The following is a 22,500-nucleotide window of genomic DNA, read 5'->3' as shown; positions in this document are numbered from 1 at the left end:
CGACCCAGTATCCCGTATATGAAACATCTTCGGGATACTGGGTAGAAAAGGGAGACGCCCTCGAATGAGGTCGTCATCCTTACGGCTGATCGAGACGGCCGGAGTGGGATTGCCGTTGCGAACCTAGCCACTGCACAACGTTCTCTGCATTCTCCTCATAGCTCTTGATGTTAAATCGAGCTATAACAAAACCAGATTTCACGCCGCCCTGCACTTGGGCTGGATCGAAAACATGATCAATGAGGTTCGCCCCCACGTCCTCAACGGTCTCGAAAAGCACCGTAGTAACTTTAAGAAGTCCCTCTTTGTCAACGATGCCTAATTGCATCTTGATATGAGTTTGCCCTTTCATCACCGTATGATCACGGAATATCCTGGCAAGTGGTGTACTTTCTGGCAACGCAGCAAGTAGCTTGGAAGCGATATCCAGACAATTTTTCTGCGCACGTGAAAGGTGATCCCCAAAAACGCCGAGCAGAATATTTGTAAGCGTGAATCGCTCGCCGTCAGCAGCTAACGACATTTCCTGTTGTTCGTACAAACTCCAGCCACAAGACTCCAAAGACTCCTTGAAAACTTCGTGCCATTCCACAGTCACCGAGTTTTCGAAAAAATCCTCGTCTGCGCAAAGCTGGGAAAAAAGAGTCGAATCCTGCACGCTCTGCCGTAAAGACTCTGACAATGATCGGGACAGTAATAAAATACTGCATGCACTTATATAAACTGAATATTCCATTATTCAACTCTCCCCAAAAAAGTCAGCGCCTTTCTCTTTAAGCAATTTTAAGGCCTACGACGACTAAACCTTTGCTTCAGGACTTCCTTCCGATGTTCGCCAAGATATTGTTCAATGTCACTTCGAAATTCCTCATAACGTGCAGGATTAAAGGTGACGAACGACTTCCCTCGAAAGATTTCCAGTGCAGAAGACTGCCAGTTTACAAAGAGAACCCCGCCGTTGTGCGAAGACCCTGCCTGTTTTATTGACGCAGTCGAGGCGATTAGAACACCGTTCTCCAACTGCTCGCATGGAATGACAGACAGTCGTGCACCTTCGGGTATTTTTACCTCACGATTGAAAAGATTCAAGGTTTTCTCATCATCCCTCAAGCCACCAATGGTGGATTCTATTACTCCACCGAGCACAGCCGCCGCTGGCACACTGGCCTTCACACCGTCCAATATTCCTTTAACGATATCTTTAATCACATAGTCCATATTGACACGCAAAGAACTCTCGGAGTACCGAGTGTAACCATCCTCGGCAATGAAACATCCAAGATCCATTAAGCATCGGACAAATTCCTCATACCATGGCTGAGTATTCTTTCCCTTGGGAACCTCGTAATTAGCCTCCATAATGGCCATTGTCATCAAGTTCTCCATCATCGCCATATTGCTAAGCGACATACCCTTACCATAACCAACTAGCGCATCGCCCAGCATCACCGCATCGAGTTCCTTTGTCGGGCTGTCATCTTGCTGTACGGCAAACGCACGCGGGCGAGGGCCAACGGACGCCAGCGCCTTACGTTTGTTAACGCGGGCCTTTATCAACTCAACGCTTTGCGCAACGCCAATTACACTCTCAAAATATTTCATAACTATTCCTTTTTTATCCAATTGACCGCTCCTGCGGACTAACGCCAATCTAACTCATCACCTCCTTACACAACACTCCCCACTGATTACTGAATATGTAAGGGCAAAACAACTTCACACATGATCGAACAAAAAACCAGACACACACTAAAAAACCTAATGACTTTTAAATTTTCGCCAACAGTTGTATTCATACAATCCAAACAATGCAACCTCGCACAAACAAAGAAAATTCAATATCAACTCTGACGAGACCTCACCCATGAATGAACTACTCTCCGGGCTAGTAACCGGCCCGACCCTGGCTTCCTATGTTGAAACAATGTCCTTGAGCGACCACAACGACTTGGCAGACAGCCAAAATATTGCAACCAAATCGGCCGACCTCGGTTACTACCGATATGCCGACTCAGACAGCTGGTTTTTAGAATACCTAGAAACAATGGATTACTTGGGCTGGACCGTAAACAGTGAAATTAAAGAACTTACACATAACGACGTAACCCTGTCTTTAGCAGACTATATTGTATGGATGTTCAAGGACCCTGTTGAAAAAAATGCAATGATTGACACGTTCGACGCCTTGAAGTCCAACAACCCAGCAATGCTGTCGCTGGGTGAAGAAACAGGGGAGGGGCAAACATTACAAGTTATACCAGCCAAGTATGACTTACAAGGCAACCTTTTTATAACAATCATTCAAGTGCAGTTGTTTTCCGAAACAAAAAACGGTAATTTTTTATTCTGGAACTGGGAAGATCGATCAACAAAAATTATTCGTCGAGCTGTACATCTAATGTTAAATCGAGAAAAATTCGCGCAAAACAGAGCACGACTCAAACTGTTAATTGATAGGTACCGTATGGCGCGATTTTCCTTGAGAAAAAAGAACTCACTCATTGAGTCCCTTTGAAACTCCATGAGCCTGTTTGTCTGCGCCCTTGCGGCGCAGATCATTTTTACCGGGGAGAAGGGGTATCTGGTGCCCTGAGTGACGGCCGCTTACCCTGCAAATGCCGACTCCGTCAGCAGCTCTTGCAGGGTTGCACTGCCAACCTTGCCTTTTCTGTCCCGTAACCGCGCCACGAACATGGATACCGGATGTGACTGCAACGCTTCAAACGCGAGGAACACTTCACCGCGCAATGCAGGGTCGGCGGAACACACATCACGGAAGATCAAGCAGTGCTCGCTGTCCGGGTCAACAATGACCAGATGCTCCTGGACAATCTCGAGCAACAGTTTTTCAGGCTCGTCGAACGCCCAAATCAACTTGCCCACAATGGCCGGAGTTTCACCCAGAGCATGCCGGCAGTCGACGACGACCGAGTCCAGTTTCCGCCAGACTGCCTTCGTCAGGTGACACGTCACGGCGCCCTGCCCCAATCGCAGAATCAACGTATTGACGTCATCGGGAATCAGCGGCAAGAGATCGCGCTGGGCCGTCTGTCCTTCGACGACCAGCACTTCGCCGTTGCGCTGAACATAATCGAACGGCCCGAGGCTTCGCATGTCCGGATAGAGATGCACCCATCCATCCTGGCGCTCATGCAGCAACACGTTGACCTGGTCTTGAGTACCCAGCAGCGCAAAATCCCTGGGCAGGTTCTCACCGGTAATCCGGATCAGCCGGGCACTTTGCACGTCATACCATTGCAAGCTGCCTGGTTCGGACTCCACAGACACAAACTCAGGATGTTCCGCCGCTTCCAGTAACAACTGGAGATCTTTGATCAAGTGTTCGCCATGCACGCTCACCCAATCGTGGCTGACCCCAGTGATGATCTCCGTCTCCTGATAACGAAGCTCCAGTGATACGCCGTCAACGGTTATCCCGCGCAATCCGGCGGCATCAATCGTCACGTCGGCGAACCGCCAGTCCTCCCACTCCCGCTGATAAGCCGGCAGGTTGTCGCTCAGTAACAATTGCGAGCCGGCGCCAAATGCCTCATCGAGTTGCTGCGGATCGATGAAATTCTGGGTCCAGATCTCACCGCTCGATAGATCAAACAGCCAGACCGCTTGATTGTCCGGGGTTACGCCGAGCAAGCGAACTTCCTTGTCGAGTCCTGGATCGCATAGCACCAAACGGTTATTCACGTACCAGGCGCACAAGTTGCCGCTACCGGTGAAATTGCGCACACCGACAATCGCAAAATCCTTGCCCGGATATTGCTCGGCAATCGGCTCCAGCGCCCGCCACCATTGAGCACGATCCTTGAGCCACTGCTCGCTCAAGCCACCCAGTTGCACCTCGCCTTGCGAGGTCAGGTTGAAAAACAGCCCGTTTTCATCGAGTGCCACATAGCCGCCCTCGATGGCCACGACCTGCTTGAGCCCGTCGGGCTGCACCCATCGGTGTGTCCATTGCCCTTTGCCGTTTTTTCCGCTCCGTTGCAGTCGGCTGAGTGACTGGTTGCGGTAGAGTCGCTCATAAATAAGGAACACATCGCTGTCATCGGCCATCGTCAACAGCATCAGATCGTTCAGGTTCTTGATCGAATCGTCCCAGCCACGTGCGTGATGCCGACCGGGCTGCGGAACGATGAGAAGTCGATCGCGGCTGCGCACCCACACCATGCCCCGGACCTTCGGTTCAATCGTCCAACAGATCGAAACGTAAGGGGCCGGCTGCCAGTCGACCGTGGTGACACCGTTGTTCAACGGACGGGCTTCCAGTCGCAGAAACTTGCCCAGTACCGTTGACCAGTCGGCCTGCGCATCGTTGGCCAGAACCAGCGCCTGCAGTTCCGGCGCCATGTCGTGAGTGACGGAACTCAACAGCAGTTGCCCGTCATGAATCAAGTAACGGTATTGCCTGACCGCTTGATTGCCCACGACGTATTCCTGCACGACATGAATCACACCTTGGGCATCCGCTTCGATACTGCGAATGATGCTTTTTCCATCCTGAAGCAATAACCAATACCGATGCTTGAGCAAGCCTGTCGCGGCATCCACTTGCCAGATCTGGAAATCCGCTGGGTCGTAAAAATAGGCAGATCCATCGACGACTACCGATAGCTGCGGCTCGCTGATGTCGAGCACTTCCTCGTTGCGGACATAGAGGAAGCGATCTTCGCGGGAGTCATACCAGGCCGTGGTGTAACGCGGTTCCTGCGGATCCTCGAACGGGATCAGATAGTGATGGACCGGTGTATACGGCAGCACCAGTCGATGCGCCTGAGCAAGGCTCTTGTAGTGTTCCAGCATTACCTGTTCATCGAGTCCGTCTGGCGCCGTCTGTTCGAGAAACTCCAACTGGCCTTTACCGCGATTGACTTTGAGCCGTTGGTCAGCCGTCCTGATCAGCACCTCGTGGAGACCTTTGCCGGAAAACGTCACGTGGACGCTGCCTACGTACAGTTCGCCCGAAGACTCGATCCGAATATCACGTTCACTGACCCAGCTAGCCTGCAACACCCAGCGGCAACGCTTCAGTCTCGGTGAGACGAGGCTTATATTGGCCCCGGGATTGAGCGTCAATGAACAGGAGGCGTCTGCGCCTGTCAGCTGATAAGACAATTTGCCGTGCCAGACTTTCGGCAAAACGGGGATCACCAGTGCACGTTCCACCGCATCCAGTTGCACCTCGATGAGCGTTTCGCGATACACCGGAGTCAGGCGATAAAGAATGTAATCGGAAGGAAAGGAATAGAACGAAAACCGAAACAGCCACTGGCCGTCCGATTGCTTTTTCTCCAGGCGTCGGGCCGTGTCGAAACCGCGATCGTGACGTGCGCTGGCAAAGGGCAGAGCCTTGTATTGATAGCCGTAACAGGTTTGCGGTGTGCACGGCAGCACGATAGTTTGGCCGCCGGGCGGTGCAAATCCGATCTGTGCGTGCAGTCCCAGCTCCCGACGGATATTGATCGCCCGCGCGTAATCGGGGTCGAAGTCCGGCACGCCGAAATGATCGCGCAGGGGATACAGCTTTGGACTGTCGAGCATCACCTTCCCGGCATTCAAGTCGATGCTTTTTACGATCAGTGAGGGCTGCGCAACCCACGCGGCCAGAGCGTCATCGTAACGGTAGCCGCCCCCGCGATAGGCCCGCTCCATGTCGTCGAAAAACTTCCCGACCTCCTGCGCCTCGCGCGCGATATTGGCAAATCCTTGGGCCAGTGCTGCCACACCAATGGCCAATCCACCGAGAATCACCCCCGCACCACCCAGCACCGCCGCGGCGGTCGCCGCACCAGCCAGCCCCGCACCGATGCCGCCCGCCGTTAGCGCCAGGCTGGCGGAATCGAATGTCAGCTGAGTGCCGAACTGAGCTTTCTCGACGTCTGTTTGCGCCGTCGTCAACTGATAGACATCAAAGCCAACATTGGCCAGCCCCAACACGGCGCCGACACCTTCGTTGGCCGCATGCCCCAGGGCCTCACCGACTACCGGAGCGCACGTGCGGGCGATGATCTTTTCTTCGCCCAGCGCGGTGCGAACCAATTGCACCAGGCCCACCACATCCACGACATTGCCATGCACCAACTGGGCATAGTTAACGTACGCGTGCAGGCGCACGGAGGTGGTCAGTGTCCGGTCATCCCCTTCCCGCCCTCGCAAGGCGTTCATCAACGCCTGAATGGTGAAGCCTGCGTTAAGGGTGTGGACACTGCCGGCTTCGGTCGGATCCAGCACGCCGCCCGTCTCGACCGGTTTGCGCGCCAGGGTCGAAAACTGTTCCGACAGCCAGTTCTTGATCCGCAGCAGCCGGTGATCGTCGCTGAGCACCTGAATCACGTGTTGCGGGTCTGACGGATTGATCAGACTCACCCGGTACTTGCCCTCGGGCGTGATCTCCAGCGTTTCGAACAACGGCACCAACGGCGTTGCCGACGGATGCAAATCCTGCAAGGAGGCAGCAGCGTGCGCGATCTGCTGTCCCCACCAGTGGCTGTCCAGCTCCAGCAAACTGCTGCCCAGGTGCGAATTGTCGACCAGCGATTTCCCGTGGGCACTGTTCAGACGCTGGCGAATCGTGGGCCCCTTTACTCCCGGTAATGGATCGGGTTTGAGCAGTTGCTCCACAGCGAATCCGGCAGACAGTTGCAAGGCTGCCACCTTTTCACCCTGCAGTTCGATCAGATCAAACACTGGCCGGGCTTCAGAACCATAGGCTGCGTAATAGCGGGCCATGCCCTGTTTCTGGAAGAAGTGCTCCAGTGCCCGCTTGAACAGGGCGGGATGCTCGAATTCGCACAGACCAAAGTTGGGGTCATAAAAATGATAAGTGGCGCGTCCTGCGTTAACGGTCTTGGCCACCAGCATCGAATGATTATCAGAGTTGAGCATCAGCGTGCGGGTGCCAGCGTGTTTCTCAAGGGCGGCAGTGACCTGATCCAGATCCGCGCGCTCAAGCGGCGTCCCGACCTCGCTCAGTTGCACGTCCCGCAGCTCTTCCAGCGCTTGCACAAAGGCTGCCGAATCGTCTTGCCCAGGTTCGAGCACCGCCAGAAAGAAACGCTCGCGCAAGCGTCTGGAGGCCATATTAATCTGCACAAGCGCCGCGCTCATCGCCAGCGCCAGCGGATAACAACGCCCGCCAATCGCCTCGCCACCGCTATTCAGCAGCAGATCCTGGGGAACCAGGTGGATGCTGCTGGCCTCGAAATCATGGAGTACCTGCGCCAACCGTTCGCCGAGCTGAATGCGATGTTCAAGGGTGGCCACTTGCTGGATCTGCGCCACACGACGGCCCCACTGAAACAGCGTTGGCGCCTGTTTCAAGGCGGCTTTTTTCAGTTCCAGCGCGCTGTCGGACAACATCGGCGCCTGATCCAGATCGCTGGCCAGCCCGGCCATGAACCCCGCAGCCTTACGCTTGTACAGTTGCCGTTCAATGACGGCGTAACGGCCAGAGGCACCCTGCTCGGCAACGCTGTTGGCCAAATTGTCCAGTTCGCTGGAGGACTCCACAAAGCGCTGGTTATGCAGTGAATCCAGCCCTAACAACACGCCCAGCGACAGCCTCTGCAAAGGGCTTGCATCAATGAAGTGACGGGAGCCACTGGCGATGTCGCTCAGCAGTTCATCGACCCCAAGGTTTTGAATTTGCGCATCGCTCAGGAAGGCTGGAGTAAGCGCCTCGAAAGCCTGGTTCCTGATTGCCTGGCGATCATCAAAACTCAGCGGCAGGGGTTCCTCGAAGCGGATTGCGCCATTGTGTCCCTGCCTCATCGCCTCGATGAACGGCTCACCAAGTCCGTCGACCAATCGCTGCAACACGTCGGTCAGCAGCACCGCTCGTCCTTCGATCAAAGGCCAGCCTTGTTCGAACTCAATCGTCGAAGATTGAAGAAGTTGCGCGAGATCGCCCTTGTAACGGGTCGTGTATCGGCCTTCGCGCCAACGTTGCTGCTCGTCGCTGACCCACTTCACCCCGTCGGTTTCATTGTCCTTCCAGGAGTGGTCCAACTCCTCTTCGGTATCGCGGTTGACTGTCGAGTGCGCCGCAATGGCTGCCTCTTCGCGTACAGCCACGGCAACCGAGGGTGTCAAGTGCGCTTTGGCGTAATCGTTCATGCCGTCACGTAAGGCACCCGGGCCGGTCAGATAGATTGTCCCTTCGCTCTGAAGGCGAATGCCGTCGCGGAAGTAGGACGCCACAGCACTCGCCAGAAAGGCTGCGGTTATTTCTTCTTCCATTTGCAGCCCAATCAGCGGCCCATAGGTTTTTTCCAGCACGTCCTGCGCCAGCGGCGCCATGAGGTCAAAATCGCTCAATGCAACACCCCGCTGCGCGGCCAGCCGAGTCGACGCATCAATCACTCCATAGTTGAAACGGAACCGCTCGATCACGGCTTTCAATACCGCCGAGCCGGGATGTGCCATCAGAAATGCATTGGTTAACGTAGTGTCTTTGGGTAGTGCGCGCAGCATGAAAGGTCGAGCCAGCTGATCCGCCGGGGCCTGGAACACCTCGCTCAGGCTTGGCCGTTTTTGCGCAAAAGCCTCCAGTGCCGGCACATGTTCAAGAGGAATGCTCTCGTAATACCTTGAGGATGCCTGACGTCCAGGCATCCATTCAGGATTGTTGTTCAGCAACAACTGCAGAATTCCCAGACGGGCATCGGGGGCCAGACCGCTGAGGTCGACTGCGCCCTGGGTTTTTGACAACGGTGGAAGGTGGTCGACATCGGCGTAACTGCCACCCTCGGCATACAGGACTTCGGCGCGCACCACATCGGATGCCGCCGCCAGATTGCCGCGCAAACGCATCTCCCGATCGTAGATGTCCCGCAGTTGCAGCGATACTGCGCCAGCATCGAGATCACGCAACTGGAAGCCACCCTCGGCCATCTCCAGCACGCTGCGATGATTGCCTTCCTTCAACGCTTGCAGCTCCGCCGCATTCTGACCGTAGGCTCGGATCAGCAAATCCATCCGGGCGTCATCGGCGGATCCCCCTTTCGCCACCGCCGTATTGATGTGCGCATACATCTGTTGTTTCAGAACAATGGCGCGCTCCTCGTACAGGGTAGCCAGCTCATCTTCGGAGATGCTCTTATCCGCGACCTGCAACAGGGCATCTGCCTTGGCGGCGTCAACAATCAGTTTGTTGGTTTGCCAGGTCAGCAGCGCATCGCTGTCATACCAGAGATTGAGGGTGTAGCCCTGCTCGGCCAACACCTGTTTCCATACATTGAGGTAATCGCGCTGAATGACGCCAAGACCTCCGCCGAGCCAGACAAAGTGCAACGTCTTGGGAACTTCCGTTGCCACCACTTTCATCTGCTCGACACTGAACTGAAGACGCGACTCATAACGTTCGACTCTGTCATGTATCTGCGACAAATCCACGGCACCATCAGCAATGCGAGTCGACGGCGCTGCGAGGCTGCGCTTCACGCGATGGTTGTCCAGTAACTGTACCAGCGTCTGTTTTAAGAGCCCCAACGGCTCGAGTAATCTGGGCGACTCCAGCAAGCCGATACAGGCAAAGTAATAACGGATCACCGCCTCGTATTGCTCGCTGTTTTTGTGCGGCAACAGTGCCTGCTCAAGGTCAGACAACTTGAAAAGATTGACGAACTTGACATAGCCGCCACTGCTTTTAACTTTCGCATCCTGCATGGAAAATACACTCCTGGATTTATTCTTTTAATTAATATGCCAACAAGCAGACACATAAAAACACCGCCACCGGACGTGGAGCCCAGCGACCCTTTCACTCATGCCAAAGACACCACTAAAAACATGATTAATAAAACGCAAACTTAAAAGTTTGTTTTGCTTGATAGTGCATCAATACGATAAAAAGACCCGCAGTCCGAAAGAGCCGGCCTATTGAGAGCCTGCGGCTTTCTTGATCATTTCGCCCAACACGACATACCCCGCATCGCCCTGGGTGTCCTTCAACATCTCCAGCAATCGTTCAAGGCCAAATCTGTGGTCATGCCCCTGGAGCTTGATGCTGACTTCCAATGGCATCCTTGATTCTCCATCCTGCGGATCCGCATCACGCACTATCAGGCTATGAGCGTTGTCCGGATCGGTAACCACCAGATGCCCCTCAGCCACACAAAGCAACAAACGCTGGTTGTCGGCCATATCCAGGGCGAGCGTACACACGGTCGCCAGTTGATCCTCCTGAGGAGGCCGGTTATCGATGACAATGCAGTCCAGCCGCTGCCAGGTCTGCTCGGACACGCAATAGGTCTGCACCTGCGAACCGAAGGCCAGAATCAATTTGTCGACGCGATCCGGAACCAGAGACAACAGGTCAGTGACCTCAGCGGTCGTCTCAAGCACCAGTACCTCACCCTCCCTGCTGGCATGACTGCCCGTCAACCAGATGCCATTTGTCGTACCGCGGCCGAAAATCAACCCGTCCACCGGATCGAACAGCATCGGCACCGATTCGTTTCGGGTTCCAAGGAACACCGCCCACTGTCCGTCGGCTCGCCCAGAGACTTCGAATACACGGTTTAGCTCGGGTACAAAATACTTGTAGCGATCCGGAAAGCTTTCGACTTGCAGAACCGAGGCATGGGCATTTCCCGACATCAGTGCTTTCAAACGCGCCTGCAACTGTTCAGTCGTCTCACCGTGAACGGATGACCATTGATTTTCCACGCTCACGATCCGGGCAGGCTGGTCGTCCAGCAACTCCAGATTCACGCCTTCACGGGTTCGCCCCCGTAGCCCTTGCCCGTCAGTCAGCACCTCGGCAAACGACCAGCCAGACCAGACTTTTTGCGCGACCGGCAGGTGCTCGGGATGCAGCACACGAGCGCCATTGGCAAAGGCTGGCCGAACGGCTTCAAACCCAATTAGCCTCTGGCGATAGATCTGCCCTGCTGCAACATCGAGCAGCCAGCCCGCTTGCCTGTCGGGGGTCAGCCCGAGCAACGCCAGCTCTTTGCCATGACCGATGTCCGCCAGCAGAAGCTGTCCGTCGATGCACCACGCCGCGAGGAAGGTACTGTCGGAACCGATGGCCAGGCCAATAATCGGAATCGGCCCACCCGAATGTTCTTTCACCAACTCAGGTAACGCCGTGAGCCAGTCTGGATGCTGCTCGAGCCAGCGTTGGCCGACGCCGACAAACGTCAGTGCGCCGTCCACTTCGATTTCAAACAGCCGGCCATCGGCCTTGGTGGCGATGTAGCGGCCGGCAGCGGATGAGACCTCTTCAACATCGCTCTCGATAATCTCGTCACGGAAAGTGTCAGGATCGTCCGAATCCCTAAATCCACGGAAGAGAACGTTGCGTTCCTTGTCGTAGAAAAGCATGGCGTCATTATCGACGTGATCCCACATCAGCATGATTCTCTGAGTGAGTCCTATGCCATCGCGAAAATACTGGTTGTCATGCAGACGAATCCAGACCGAATACTGGAACTCCTCCCACAGATACATACGCCCGCAAATGAATTGAGCGGACGTCCAGTTGGCAATCGATGCAGCCATACCGGGCGTCTCATCCGCAAAGGAATGAGGCTGCCCGAAGGCGTCGATCGGATCCCTCCAGTCCTCCACGTCGGTGCCAAAAAATTGGTCGTGACGAAACGTTCCCCAGGTATTGATGCCAACGAACGTCAGGGACTGATCGCAGATCAGGTACTCCAACGTATAGTCGTAGGTCCGTTTCCTCTTCATTTTCTGCACCACGCGCAGTTTCCCGTCTGCGGTCTGCTCGCAACCGATGATTGTCGAACCACTTTGCGGGTTCATCAGGCGATAGCGATGGTTGACCGTTCCGGTGGTCGCATCGACACGCCAGAGGGTCGGATGGTCTGGATGATAGAACCAGGCGTGTTGACCGCTGGCGCCACCCAGAACGATGCCCTCATTGGCGGCAGCCGGGAGATTGCGTGCGTAGAGCACCCGATCCTGCGCCACATCGTAGTACCCGGTGGTGTACGCCGGTGCGGATCGGTCGTTGAACGGGATCTCGTCGTTGTGCAGCGGCACATACGCAGAAGCCAGCCGCTTCTCGTGCGCCCGCTCGCGAATCCGGGCCAGAGCAGCCGGCAGTGCAGTCTCGTTCGTTCCGGTGTCCAGTGTGACGGACAGCAACACCCAATGTTGCTGGTCTTGGTCGAACCGGAAAAGCTCCCCGTTCGCCAGTTCGAGGAACCCTTCCAAGACTCCGAAACCCTCGACCTGGACGCCGTCGATGGTCAGGATTGTATTCTCCAACGTAACCTGTTTCTCACTGACCCATGGTGCACGAATCATCCAGCTGACCGACTCGCCGAAAGTGCTGTTCCTCAAGGCAACCGCCACGATCCCGGGAGTCAGGCAGAGTTGATAGAGACCCGAGTGACCGCTGATTACGTAGGAAATGCATTTCTTCCAATTCGTCGGCAACTCGGGCACCAGCAATTGCCGGACATGAGCGTCCAGGGTCACCTCTATCCTCGTCGGTTTATAGACCGGATTGAGCTTGTAGAGGATGTGCGGGAACGGGGTATTGGCAAAGAAGTAAAAACGACGCTCACCTTCCTCGTCATATTCCAGCTTACTCACCGTGCTGTTGTGCAGGCTCGGGTACCAGGTTCCCGAAGGAAGGTCTGACGCCTCGACGTCGGACTCGCCTTCCTTCGGCACATAATCGAATCCTGCCGACCCCAGTTGGTACTCATAGCCGTAGTAACAAATCGGCGTACACGGCAATACCACTGTCCGGGTCGGTGGAATCCCGGGATCCAGCGCGACGAAGTCTGGCAGCTCCAATGCTTGGCGGATGTCGATGGCCCGGTGCAACTGCCTGGGATTCGTGTCGGGCTGCGGCAGCTCCAGACCTCCGCGTACCATTGGGTAGAATTTCTGGCTGTCGAACCCGATGCGTTTTTTCGGCAGGTCCAGATGAGTGATGACCGCCTCCGGTTCGAAGCGCAAGACCCCGTCCTTGCTCGTGTAAGCGGCGATTCCGTAAGCATCCTGGATCTTGCGTAAATGCTCGCCCACGGCCCTGGCCTTGTCGCTGATCTGCCCCAGGTTACTGGCGATGGCCGTCACACCGATGCCCACGCCCAGCAACGGCACCGACAAGATGGCCGCTGCCGCGCCGACGGTTCCGCCCACGGCCAGTGCAACGACATCCAGCCCCAGCGCCGCCACATCGAATACCAATTGCGTGGCCAGCCGCGAACGTTGCTCCTGGTTGTTCGCTACGGCCAGGCCATAGATGTCGAAGCCAATGTTCACCACGGAAAATCCGATTCCTACCCCCGTGGACGCACGGCCCAACAGTCGCCCGGACAGCGACGACTGGCGTATCGCCAGGGCCTGCTCACTGGCGGCGACCTGACGAACCAGATTGATGATCTGCACCGAATCACTCACCACGCCATAGCCCAGCTGGGCATAACTGACATAGACCTGCACCTGAAGAGCGACTGCCAGCGCCGGCACTTGCCCCTCCCCGGCCTGATACTCACGGTTGCGCATCTCGGTGATCACGGTCTGGATGGCGAAGGCAAAACTCAAGCGGCTGCCACCGTCGGCTTCCACCGGGCCGGTGTTGTTGCCCGCAACCCTCTCCAGCAAACTTCGAATATGTTTTTTTAACTTGATAAACCGCGAGTCGGCGGTGGTGACCTTGACAGCATCCAAGGGATTGCGGGCGTCCACCATCGTCAACGTATAACCCGTCTCCGGACTGCCCTGAACCGTCTCCAGCAATGGCAAGAATTCACGCCCCAGTTCATGTTCGCTGCGCAAACGGCGGGTCGCCTCATCGAATTCACGTGCCCAGAAACGCCCGTCCAGTTGCGCCAGACTGGCCCCCATCCGGGCGTTTTCCGACAGCGAGCGCGTGCGCTGAGCAGCCTGTCGTTCCCATATTGTGGCGGTCTGACCGGACGCAACCGGTCCGTCATTCAGGAAGCTGCCCACCTGCACTTCTGATGGCAGGATCCTGTCGGCAATGGCCGCAGGATTGAGTTCGATGACGTTGAATGACGGGGTGGCAGACAGGCCGTACAACCTGGCCAATTCGGCGTTGCCATGACTCAGGTAGCGCTCAATGCCCTGCTTCAGCGACTGCACCTGGTCAAATCCATACACGGCGAAATTGGGATCAAAGAAACGATAGAAACTGCTGTCGCCGACGACGACTTTCGCCAGAAGCAACGCATGATTGCCGGTATCGAGCAGCAACACGCTCGTGGTGCTTTTCGCTTGCAGCGTCTGCAGAATCTTTTCCAGGCTGTGGGTTCCCAGTGGCGTTCCGGCGTCGGTCATGGCGACGCCGAGCAACTCATCCAGAGCCTGCATCAATACCCGGGAATCGGTGTCATCGGGCATCAGACTGGCACTGGCCACTCGGCCTACCAGCGTTCGCTCGGCGCTCACACCCCTGCTCAGCGCCACCGCCATGAGCAATGTCAGTGGGTAGCACCGACGGCTCGGGTCGCCCGGTGTGCGCGCCAGCAAATCCTGAGGCAACTGCCGCGCGGAAAGGGCGCCGGCCTGGAAAAACTGTTCACGAACCTGCGCAGCACGCTTGAGGATTTGTGTGTGATATTCCCGTTGCGCGGTGCTGTTGACTTGCGCGATACGCTGGCCCCACTGGTTCAAGCTCATGGGTTCGGTCAACGCGAGTGCCTTCAGCTCCCGCGCCGTTTGCAGGCCGGGGACGCCACCCTGCGCAAGACCTGCTTCGAATGCCGCAGCCTTGTGTTGGTGCAGGGTTTTCTCGATCATCGCGTAACGGGCAAACACCCCGCCTTCAGCGGTTTCCCGGGCCAGCTTGAGCGCGTCTTGCCAGGCGTTGGCAAAACCCGTGGCATCGAGGCTCTGGACGCCGAACAGACCGCCCAGCACAACGCGCTGCAGCGGGCTCAATTGTTCGATAGGTAGCGAACCGTGTTCGAGACGGACGAACAACTCGTTGAGGTTCGCGGCTTGCTCTGCACCGAGGGACGGCGGGAGTTCGCTGACGGGTTGGGCAAGGATCTGCTGGCGTTGGTCGAAGCTGAGGTTCAACGGTTTGTTGAGCACCATCTCGCCGCTGATCTTGCTTCGCATCGCCTGGATCAACGGCTCGCCCAGATCATCCATCAACTGTTGCAGTACAGCCGTCATCAACACCGGCCGGCCTTCTATGACGGGCCAGCCTTTCTCGAGAGTAAGGGTCTGACCTTCAAGCAATTCATTTACATTGCCCTTGTAACGTAGGTTATAGGCACCTTCCTCGATCTTTTTTGTTTCAAGTTCGAACCATGCAGTTTCCGTCTTGGCGTTGTCTTTCCAGCTGTGGTGGGTCTCCTCTTCGGTTGCCAGATTAAAACCGTCAAACAGATTGACCCTGTCACTGACTAGTTGGCGGGCACTCGCAACTCCATGGTGAATGACGAAATCACTCAGTCCGCTCGACACCGCCGATGGGCCGCTCATGACAATGGCCGATTGGGCGCCGAACTTGATGCCGTCGGCATCGTAGCCAGCGACTGCCGGTAAAAAGCTATTGAGTGTACGCAGGTCTCCCTCCCAGTCTGATATCGGCCCGTGCTGCTTCTCCCACTCACCAATAATCAGATCGGTAAACGCCTGGCGATCCTGAAGCGATACGTAAGCTATTTGTGCCTGTTCCAGCACGCGGTCTAGGAACGCGTAGTTCTTGCGGATCTTTTCCATGACCCCGGCAATCGCTGCAGAGCCTGCGTGGCCACTCAACAATGCATTGGAAAGACCGTTGAAGGGGACGATTGAATTTGCCGCCAGATCAGGACTGTTCTTGTTACCGACACGCAGCCCACCTTCAGAAACCATGACGTCACCGAACGGTGCAAAAATATCCCGCACTGAAGATACTTTTTTGGCGAAGTCTACCAACGCCTCTCTGTACTGCTCAGGTATCTGGTGACGTAGATCTGCATAGTGCGAGCCGCGGTTCGGAAGGATCTGCGGATTATGATCAAGCAAGACCTGCATAACGCCGATGCGCTCCTCGGCATCGAAACCGGTGAGATCCACGCCACCGATTTTTTTATGCAAGGACGGCAGCAGATCCGCATCAAGGTAGGTACCGCTTTCGAGATTCACAACCTGCAAACGCGTGATATCCGATGCCGCTGCCAAATTGGCGCGAAAGGAGATTTCGCGCTCATAAATATCGAACAACGGTTGATCGGATAACCGCGTGCGGATGTCGCGAAGCAAAATCCCGTTGCGTTCTACAGCCTCCAGGGACTGCACGTTGCGTGACTTGAGTGCCTTGAGCGCCTGTTCATCCTGGCCATAGGCGCTCACCAAAAGATCGATTCGCGCTTGGTCGGCACTTCCACCCGCACCAGTGACCTGTTGGATATGTTCGAACATCTGCTGACGCAGCACGCGCGCTCGTTCGATATAACGATCAGCCAGCGCAGCAGGGGTATCTGCCTTGCCTTCAGGGACAGACATGGCCCCCAGGGCCTTGGCCGATTCGACAATGACTCGATGGGTTTCATGGGCCAGCAGCGCGTCACTGTCGTACCAGAGATTAAGGCTGTACCCATCAGGCCCCGCCATCTGCTTCCAGACATTGATGTAATCACCCTGGATTGCCCCTATACCTCCTCCCACCCAGACAAAGTGCAGTTTTTTGGGTACGGCTTTGGCAGTACTCAACAACTCCACGGTGGTGGTCAAGCGAGTATGGTAATCCGCCAGAGTGGCTCGAAGTTGTTGCAGTTGGGTCGTCGAGGCATTGGCTGGAGTTGATTCGATCATTTCCTTGAGCAAACTGACCGCCGTCAGCTGTTCGGACAGACTGGAGGCCGTGACAGCACCTACGTAGTAACGCAGCGCCTTGCCTTGAAGTTCCGCATTTAACTGGCGCGTCAGGACCAACTCCAACTTGGCTCTATCAACAGATTTAGAAAAATCCCGACCGACCAGCCCCTCTGCCTCTGCACTTTTCAATTGAATATCCTTTTTCATTGAGCAAACGTGTTATTCAAAAAATAACGTCAACTTGCACAACCCATCAACTCGCAAGGAATTCAATTAATGTCAGAACAAGGGAAAAACCTATATCAACTGCTTACCTCACAACCCTATAAATAAGACTCAACCCAACGGCGTCGAGGTGCGAGTGCTTTATACTTCACGCATTACAACCCACGCTCTTTGTATGTCCAATTATAAGAATTGAAATTTGGGCAAATAACAAACCCACAACAACAGTAGGAAACGGCTGCCAAAAGGGTGAATCAGAGAGATTCGAGAGTCGACGGGATACGATCCAGTGCAGCGGCCCTGCAAAGGGCCGCCCGATCTCAGGAGGCGGGTTTAACGCCATACCAACGCGGGGTGTACACCCAGTTTCCACCCTCGGCGCGAGGGAACACGCAGGTGGTGGAAGAGCCGATCAGCACCATGGTGCGCATGTCGACCTGATCGGGGGTCAGTTCGCCGAGCGTGGTAACCCGCAGCGACTGGCCAGGACGGCCAATGTCGCGGCCCAGCACCACGACCGTTTCCGACGTGCGATGCCGGCCGACGATTTCCAACGCCTGGCCCAGTTGCCATGGCCGCGCACGGGAAATCGGGTTATAGAAGGCCAGCGCCAGATCGGCTTCAGCGGCCAGATCCAGGCGCTTCTCGATGATCGACCAGGGTTTGAGGTTGTCCGACAGCGACATCACGCAGAAATCGTGGCCCAGCGGCGCACCGGCCTGGGCGGCGGTGGCGAGCGAGGCGGACACGCCGGGCAGGATTTCCAGATCGACGCTGTGCCAACTCGGCTCACTCGATTCGTGCAACGCCTCCAGCACCGCCGCCGCCATGGCGAACACGCCAGGGTCACCGGACGAAACCACAATCACCGAACGGCCTTGCGCCGCCAACTCGAAGGCGTGACGGGCGCGCTGCATTTCTTCGCGGTTGTCGGTGCAATGCAGCACCTGATCTTCGCGGAACGGCCCGGCCATGCGCACGTAGGTTTCGTAGCCGAGCACGTCGGTGGCCCGTGCCAGTTCGGCTTTCACGGCGGGCACCATCAGTTCGGCGGCACCGGGACCGAGCCCGATCACCGCCAGCCGTCCGCGCGGGCGGCCGATTTGCGTCACGTCCAGCGGCTGTTCGGCCACGGCTATCGTAATGTCGTGGGCCGTCGCAATGATCGTCATATCGAGCGTGCCCAGGTCGCTCACGGAGGTGACAAACCGCAGCGGCACACCCAGCTCCAGCGCCGCCTCACGCAATGCCGGACTCGCCATCTCATCCTCAGCCGCCACGAGACAAGCCAACGACTGCACCGCCACTTTTGCCTGCTGCAACGCCGCGCGAATCGTATCCGGCAGATCCGCCACCCCGGCACACACCGCCACCGCAACGCTGCGAGGATAGATCAGCAATTCATTGGCGCTCGCCTCACGCTCGGCGCTGCCGACATGGATCGAGCGCTGCGCCTGGGGATCTTCCGGCAGCTGCGCCTGATCCAGCCACGGCGCGGCGCCCTCAATGCGCACGCTGTGTCCGGCAAGTAGATCGGAAACGAAACGCTTGCCCGACTCCAGATCGCCCAGCGCGTAACCGCTGGGCGGATTGAGCAGGCAGGTGCCGAAACGCAATTCGCCGCTGGTGGTAATCGCGGCCGCGACTTGCAACCCGGCGCCGATTTCCCGCGCCATGACGTTCACCCCGCCTAGGCCACCGAGCAGCGGCACCACGGCGCTGCCGTCTTCGGCCACGGCCAGGACTGGCGGTTCGGCGCCTTTTTCCAGCAACAGCGGCGCCAACGTGCGAATGACGATACCCGCCGCGCACAGCGCGATAATCGGCGTGTCCTGTTGATAAAGCTCACGCAGGGTCGCGCCGAATTCGTGATAGACGCGGTCCGCGCCTTCCACCCGTTCGGCCAGACCATGAATCAATGCGCCAGGGTATAGCAGCGCAATCTTGCGCGCGGTCGCGAGGCTGCCATTGCCGAGAATGACAATCGCGGGAACTGGACGGGACATCAGCCTTGCCACCTTTCACCGGGAACAATGATCAGTGAGAAGTAAGGCGACGACATCGGCTCGACCTGATCCAGCGGGACAATTTTCTGATTGGCCATGGTCGCGCGTTCAACGTACAGCGCACGTTCCGCCAGCCCGAGTTCTTCAAGCACCTGACGGACCTTGGGAAAGTTGCGCCCCAGCTTCATGATCACAGCAGCATCGGCATCGGCCAGACGGCGCTTGAGATCGTCGGCGGGCAATACACCCGACAGGACCGACAAACTCTGATTGCGATACACCAGCGGTGCGCCCAGCACCGAAGCACCGCCGAGCATCGAGCAGACACCCGGCACGACTTCGGCGTCATAGCGCTCGGCCAGACGATCATGCAGGTACATGTAGGAGCCGTAGAAGAACGGATCGCCTTCGCAGATCACCGCCACGTCACGGCCAGCGTCCAGGTGCGCGGCAAGTTCTTCGCCGGCCGCATCGTAGAAATCGCTGATCACTTGTTCATACGACAGCGGCGCCGGCAACGCTTCGGTGGTCACCGGATACACCAGCGGCAGCAGCGTTTGCGCGTCCTGCAAGTGCGCCTCGACGATGCCGAAGGCGTTGCCTTTTTTGCCCTTGGCGACGAAGTACGCCACCACCGGCGATTCGCGCAGCAGGCGCAGGGCTTTGACGGTAATCAGTTCCGGATCACCGGGGCCGACGCCAAGACCGATCAAACGTCCAGGTTGCTGCATCATTCGATCTCCGTAGCGAGGGCATTGACGGCGGCGGCGGCCATGGCGCTGCCGCCCAACCGGCCTTGCATGATGACGAAAGGCACACCGCGACTGTCCGCCGCAAGCATCGCCTTGGATTCGGCGGCACCGACGAAGCCCACCGGGAAGCCGAGAATCAGCGCCGGTTTCGGTGCGCCGGCGTCGAGCATTTCCAACAGATAAAACAGTGCGGTCGGCGCGTTGCCGATCACCACCACGCTGCCTTCCAGATGCGGACGCCATAGCTCCAGCGCAGCGGCGGAACGGGTGTTGCCCAGCTCACGAGCCAGTTCCGGAACGCTGTCGTCGCGCAGGGTGCAAATCACTGGGTTGTTGGCTGGCAAACGCGCACGGGTCACACCTTCGCTGACCATCCGCGCATCGCACAGAATCGGCGCACCGGCGGCCAGCGCATCACGCCCGGCCTTGCCCGCGCCTTCGGAAAATTGCAGGCCGTCGATGGCGTCGACCATGCCGCAAGCATGGATCACACGGACCGCGAGTTTTTCCAGGTCGGCCGGAATACGCTCGAGGTTGGCCTCGGCACGAATGATCGCGAAGGAGTTGCGATAGATCTCCTGACCGTCGCGGATGTAATCAAGCATCAAGGGGGCTCCGTGAGCGGGCGTCGAGCAAGGCTGCGACCGCTTCAATAGTAAGGTTGCGTGCGTGCAGCGCGCCGAAACCCGGCTGCGCTGCGTCGCGAAAATAGAGGTCGTAGTGACCGGGGCTGACCGCCAGCAACGTCACTGGAGCGCGATGCGCGGCGGCACAGGAACGCGGACAACCGGACAGATGTACGTTGAGTGCTTGTGACAGCAAAGTCGCCAGATGACGTGCATCACGCTTGGTATCGGCCAGGCCTTTGCCGCAGCCGTTGGAACCGGTGCAAGCGATCAGCCGGGACAGCGGTTCAGTGGCCTGGGTCAACAGGTTCAGCCGTTGCAGATTGTGGACGACTTCAACAGCGTCGGCCTCACTCACGTTGGGCAATAACAGGCTTTGCCAGGGAGTGAAGCGCAGACTGCCGTCACCAAATTGGCGCGCCAGTTGTGCGACACCACGCAGGGTTGCCGGATCGAGACGACCGAGGGGTGGCACCGCGCCGACGTAGAACAGTGCAGCATTGTTCTGCGGATGAACGCCGATGTGCAGATCCTCCGGCACTGGCGTGCGTTGCCAACTACTGACGGATTGCAGCGACACCCGTTGTCCGAGTCTTTCGAGGAACACCGCCGTCGGGTATTCGTCGAGCAGATGGCGCATCCGCGTCTGCTGCGGCCGTGCCAGTTCAAGGAACAACTCCAGCACTGCCACCACCAACGCATGCCCTTCTTCAAGCTTCACTGCTGCCAACGGTCGATCGCTCGGGCAACCGGCCAGACCGAATGCCAGCAAGGTTTCAGCATTGTGTTCGAACGCCGACAGCCACACGTCGTGCGGATGTTCGAGCATGGCCAAGGCCTCACCGCCATCCAGTTGCACGGCGAACTTGGCGCTCAGTTCATGGAAACGCGGATGGCTCTGCAGGGTGTCGAGGATCTGCTCGGCAAGTGTGCAGGTGTCGAAGTGCATCTGCCGGTCAATCCCGGCGGCCGGACTGAGCATCAGGTTGCGAACATCGTCGCCGGCGGCGGTTTGCGGCCCGAGGCCGGCGGCCAGCAGGTCCTCGATCAGCAGCGCGGATTGCTGGCCGATCCCGCGAATCTGCAGATTGGCCCGGTTGGTCGCCTCGATGGCCCCGCCGGCGAAACGCTCGGCGGCATCCGCCACTGCGTCAGCCTGATCTGCCGTGATCGAACCGCCATTGAGCTTGATCCGGCAGATCCCGCCGTCCAGCGCCTGGACGATACGCAGCAACCCCGGACAGGCCGAGGGGCGGATGGCGGTGGACATCGGGCGTTCGTTCAAAGGGGTGACCGGCAATGTGGGAAGAGCGCTTCGCGGACGAAGCGCGGTATTATGCCTGCTTTGTCCGGCAGCATGAAAAGTCTGCCCGTCGGAACGGCCGGTCGACCCGGCGATATGCGCGTCGCAGGCAGCTGAACCCGGAGTAATGCCTCAAATTAACGCGATGATCTGCTCCTGGCGCCGAGCGCCCAATAATGAAACGACCTTTGCCCTGGAAAGGTCGTAGTCCTCGGGATCTAACAGAGCCTTGTAACCATCGACCGACACGTTACCCAGGATTTTTTCAGTATTGAAACGATGGCAAAGAAGATTACCGACAATAACTTCATCGAACTCGAAAGCTATTACCACCGTCGTTATGGCGAGACCTTGAGTGATGAAACCGAAGGTGAACCGTATCCATCTCCCTTTGTGCAAAACATGCTGTTGCAGCACTTCACTCGCGAGAGCGGCAGATGCCTGACCAGACAAAAGCTTTAGACTTGTATCCAGCGCATTTGCAGTCGCTACAGGCATCCACTGACGCGGAATCTGTTGCATTAACTCGACCAAGGTAAAACTTCCGGGCATCGGCACAGGAAGACTTACATTCGGATTGCCCAGCAGCATTGCGCCCGTCACTCTCATCGCCATCTTGTTGGCGTGAGCCCAGGGCTCGATCTCCGAGAAATCGGGAACCTTATGAGAAGCGACTGTTTGAGAGTAGAGCAGCGCGTCAAGACCGTCGTGCCTGTCCGATTCCGGCAATTCATCCGCGACCAGAATGACCGCACCAGCGCATATGAAAGTTTTAAAGCCAACACCTGCGTTCATTGATACCTCCCTAATAAAAG

The 22,500-nt window shown here is 57.1% G+C and carries 10 protein-coding genes and 1 pseudogene; 2 read left to right on the top strand and 9 right to left on the bottom strand.

Translation table 11 applies throughout. The features are described 5' to 3' along the window. Positions 1-79 precede the first annotated feature (79 nt). Both ACYZT3_RS04125 and ACYZT3_RS04120 read right to left on the bottom strand, forming a co-directional pair. Positions 80-736 (bottom strand): hypothetical protein, encoded by a 657-nt coding sequence (locus ACYZT3_RS04125; protein ID WP_462031571.1) that lies wholly within the window; start codon positions 734-736, stop codon positions 80-82. A gap of 47 nt (positions 737-783) precedes the next feature. Further along, positions 784-1,602, bottom strand: coding sequence for a hypothetical protein (locus tag ACYZT3_RS04120; protein WP_462031570.1), 819 nt, complete (start codon positions 1,600-1,602; stop codon positions 784-786). Positions 1,603-1,864: 262 nt separating this feature from the next. On the opposite strand from ACYZT3_RS04120, the gene ACYZT3_RS04115 reads away from it, so the two are divergent. Both ACYZT3_RS04115 and ACYZT3_RS04110 read left to right on the top strand, forming a co-directional pair. Next, entirely contained in the window at positions 1,865-2,515 is a 651-nt protein-coding gene (locus ACYZT3_RS04115) for a hypothetical protein (RefSeq protein WP_462031569.1), read from the top strand. A 6-nt stretch (positions 2,516-2,521) separates the two neighbouring features. After that, positions 2,522-2,593: pseudogene (locus tag ACYZT3_RS04110) on the top strand (MarC family protein); the annotation flags it as partial. A gap of 11 nt (positions 2,594-2,604) precedes the next feature. Here ACYZT3_RS04110 and ACYZT3_RS04105 read toward each other — a convergent pair. From ACYZT3_RS04105 to ACYZT3_RS04075, 7 genes are all read right to left on the bottom strand, one after another. Then, positions 2,605-9,678, bottom strand: a complete 7,074-nt coding sequence (locus ACYZT3_RS04105; protein WP_462031568.1) for a TcdA/TcdB pore-forming domain-containing protein — start codon at positions 9,676-9,678, stop codon at positions 2,605-2,607. 210 nt (positions 9,679-9,888) lie between these two features. Further along, positions 9,889-16,962, bottom strand: a complete 7,074-nt coding sequence (locus ACYZT3_RS04100) for a TcdA/TcdB pore-forming domain-containing protein (protein WP_462031567.1) — start codon at positions 16,960-16,962, stop codon at positions 9,889-9,891. A 356-nt stretch (positions 16,963-17,318) separates the two neighbouring features. After that, a complete protein-coding gene (cobJ, locus tag ACYZT3_RS04095) occupies positions 17,319-19,004 on the bottom strand; it encodes a precorrin-3B C(17)-methyltransferase (protein WP_462031566.1) in 1,686 nt (561 codons plus the stop codon). After that, positions 19,004-19,735 (bottom strand): precorrin-2 C(20)-methyltransferase, encoded by a 732-nt coding sequence (locus ACYZT3_RS04090; protein ID WP_462032335.1) that lies wholly within the window; start codon positions 19,733-19,735, stop codon positions 19,004-19,006. The genes cobJ and ACYZT3_RS04090 overlap by 1 nt, the downstream gene beginning before the upstream one ends. Next, positions 19,735-20,361, bottom strand: a complete 627-nt coding sequence (locus ACYZT3_RS04085; protein ID WP_449644973.1) for a precorrin-8X methylmutase — start codon at positions 20,359-20,361, stop codon at positions 19,735-19,737. The genes ACYZT3_RS04090 and ACYZT3_RS04085 overlap by 1 nt, the downstream gene beginning before the upstream one ends. Then, positions 20,354-21,652, bottom strand: coding sequence for a precorrin-3B synthase (cobG, locus tag ACYZT3_RS04080; protein WP_462031565.1), 1,299 nt, complete (start codon positions 21,650-21,652; stop codon positions 20,354-20,356). The genes ACYZT3_RS04085 and cobG overlap by 8 nt, the downstream gene beginning before the upstream one ends. Before the next feature lie 165 nt (positions 21,653-21,817). Further along, the gene (locus ACYZT3_RS04075; protein ID WP_462031564.1) at positions 21,818-22,480 is read right to left on the bottom strand and encodes a hypothetical protein; all 663 of its coding nucleotides are present in this window, start codon (positions 22,478-22,480) and stop codon (positions 21,818-21,820) included. Between the last annotated feature and the right edge of the window lie 20 nt (positions 22,481-22,500).

This window comes from Pseudomonas sp. MDT1-16, assembly GCF_054898115.1.
The sequence above is the reverse complement of the archived record's forward strand: the minus strand, read 5'-3'. Positions and strand labels throughout refer to the sequence as shown.

What these genes read in the sequence shown, in the direction of transcription:
- ACYZT3_RS04085 (WP_449644973.1), bottom strand. Translation starts at nt 20,361, where the DNA reads ATGCTTGATTACATCCGCGACGGTCAGGAGATCTATCGCAACTCCTTC.
- cobJ (WP_462031566.1), bottom strand. Translation starts at nt 19,004, where the DNA reads ATGTCCCGTCCAGTTCCCGCGATTGTCATTCTCGGCAATGGCAGCCTC.
- cobG (WP_462031565.1), bottom strand. Translation starts at nt 21,652, where the DNA reads ATGTCCACCGCCATCCGCCCCTCGGCCTGTCCGGGGTTGCTGCGTATC.
- ACYZT3_RS04075 (WP_462031564.1), bottom strand. Translation starts at nt 22,480, where the DNA reads ATGAACGCAGGTGTTGGCTTTAAAACTTTCATATGCGCTGGTGCGGTC.
- ACYZT3_RS04125 (WP_462031571.1), bottom strand. Translation starts at nt 736, where the DNA reads ATGGAATATTCAGTTTATATAAGTGCATGCAGTATTTTATTACTGTCC.
- ACYZT3_RS04115 (WP_462031569.1), top strand. Translation starts at nt 1,865, where the DNA reads ATGAATGAACTACTCTCCGGGCTAGTAACCGGCCCGACCCTGGCTTCC.
- ACYZT3_RS04090 (WP_462032335.1), bottom strand. Translation starts at nt 19,735, where the DNA reads ATGCAGCAACCTGGACGTTTGATCGGTCTTGGCGTCGGCCCCGGTGAT.
- ACYZT3_RS04120 (WP_462031570.1), bottom strand. Translation starts at nt 1,602, where the DNA reads ATGAAATATTTTGAGAGTGTAATTGGCGTTGCGCAAAGCGTTGAGTTG.
- ACYZT3_RS04105 (WP_462031568.1), bottom strand. Translation starts at nt 9,678, where the DNA reads ATGCAGGATGCGAAAGTTAAAAGCAGTGGCGGCTATGTCAAGTTCGTC.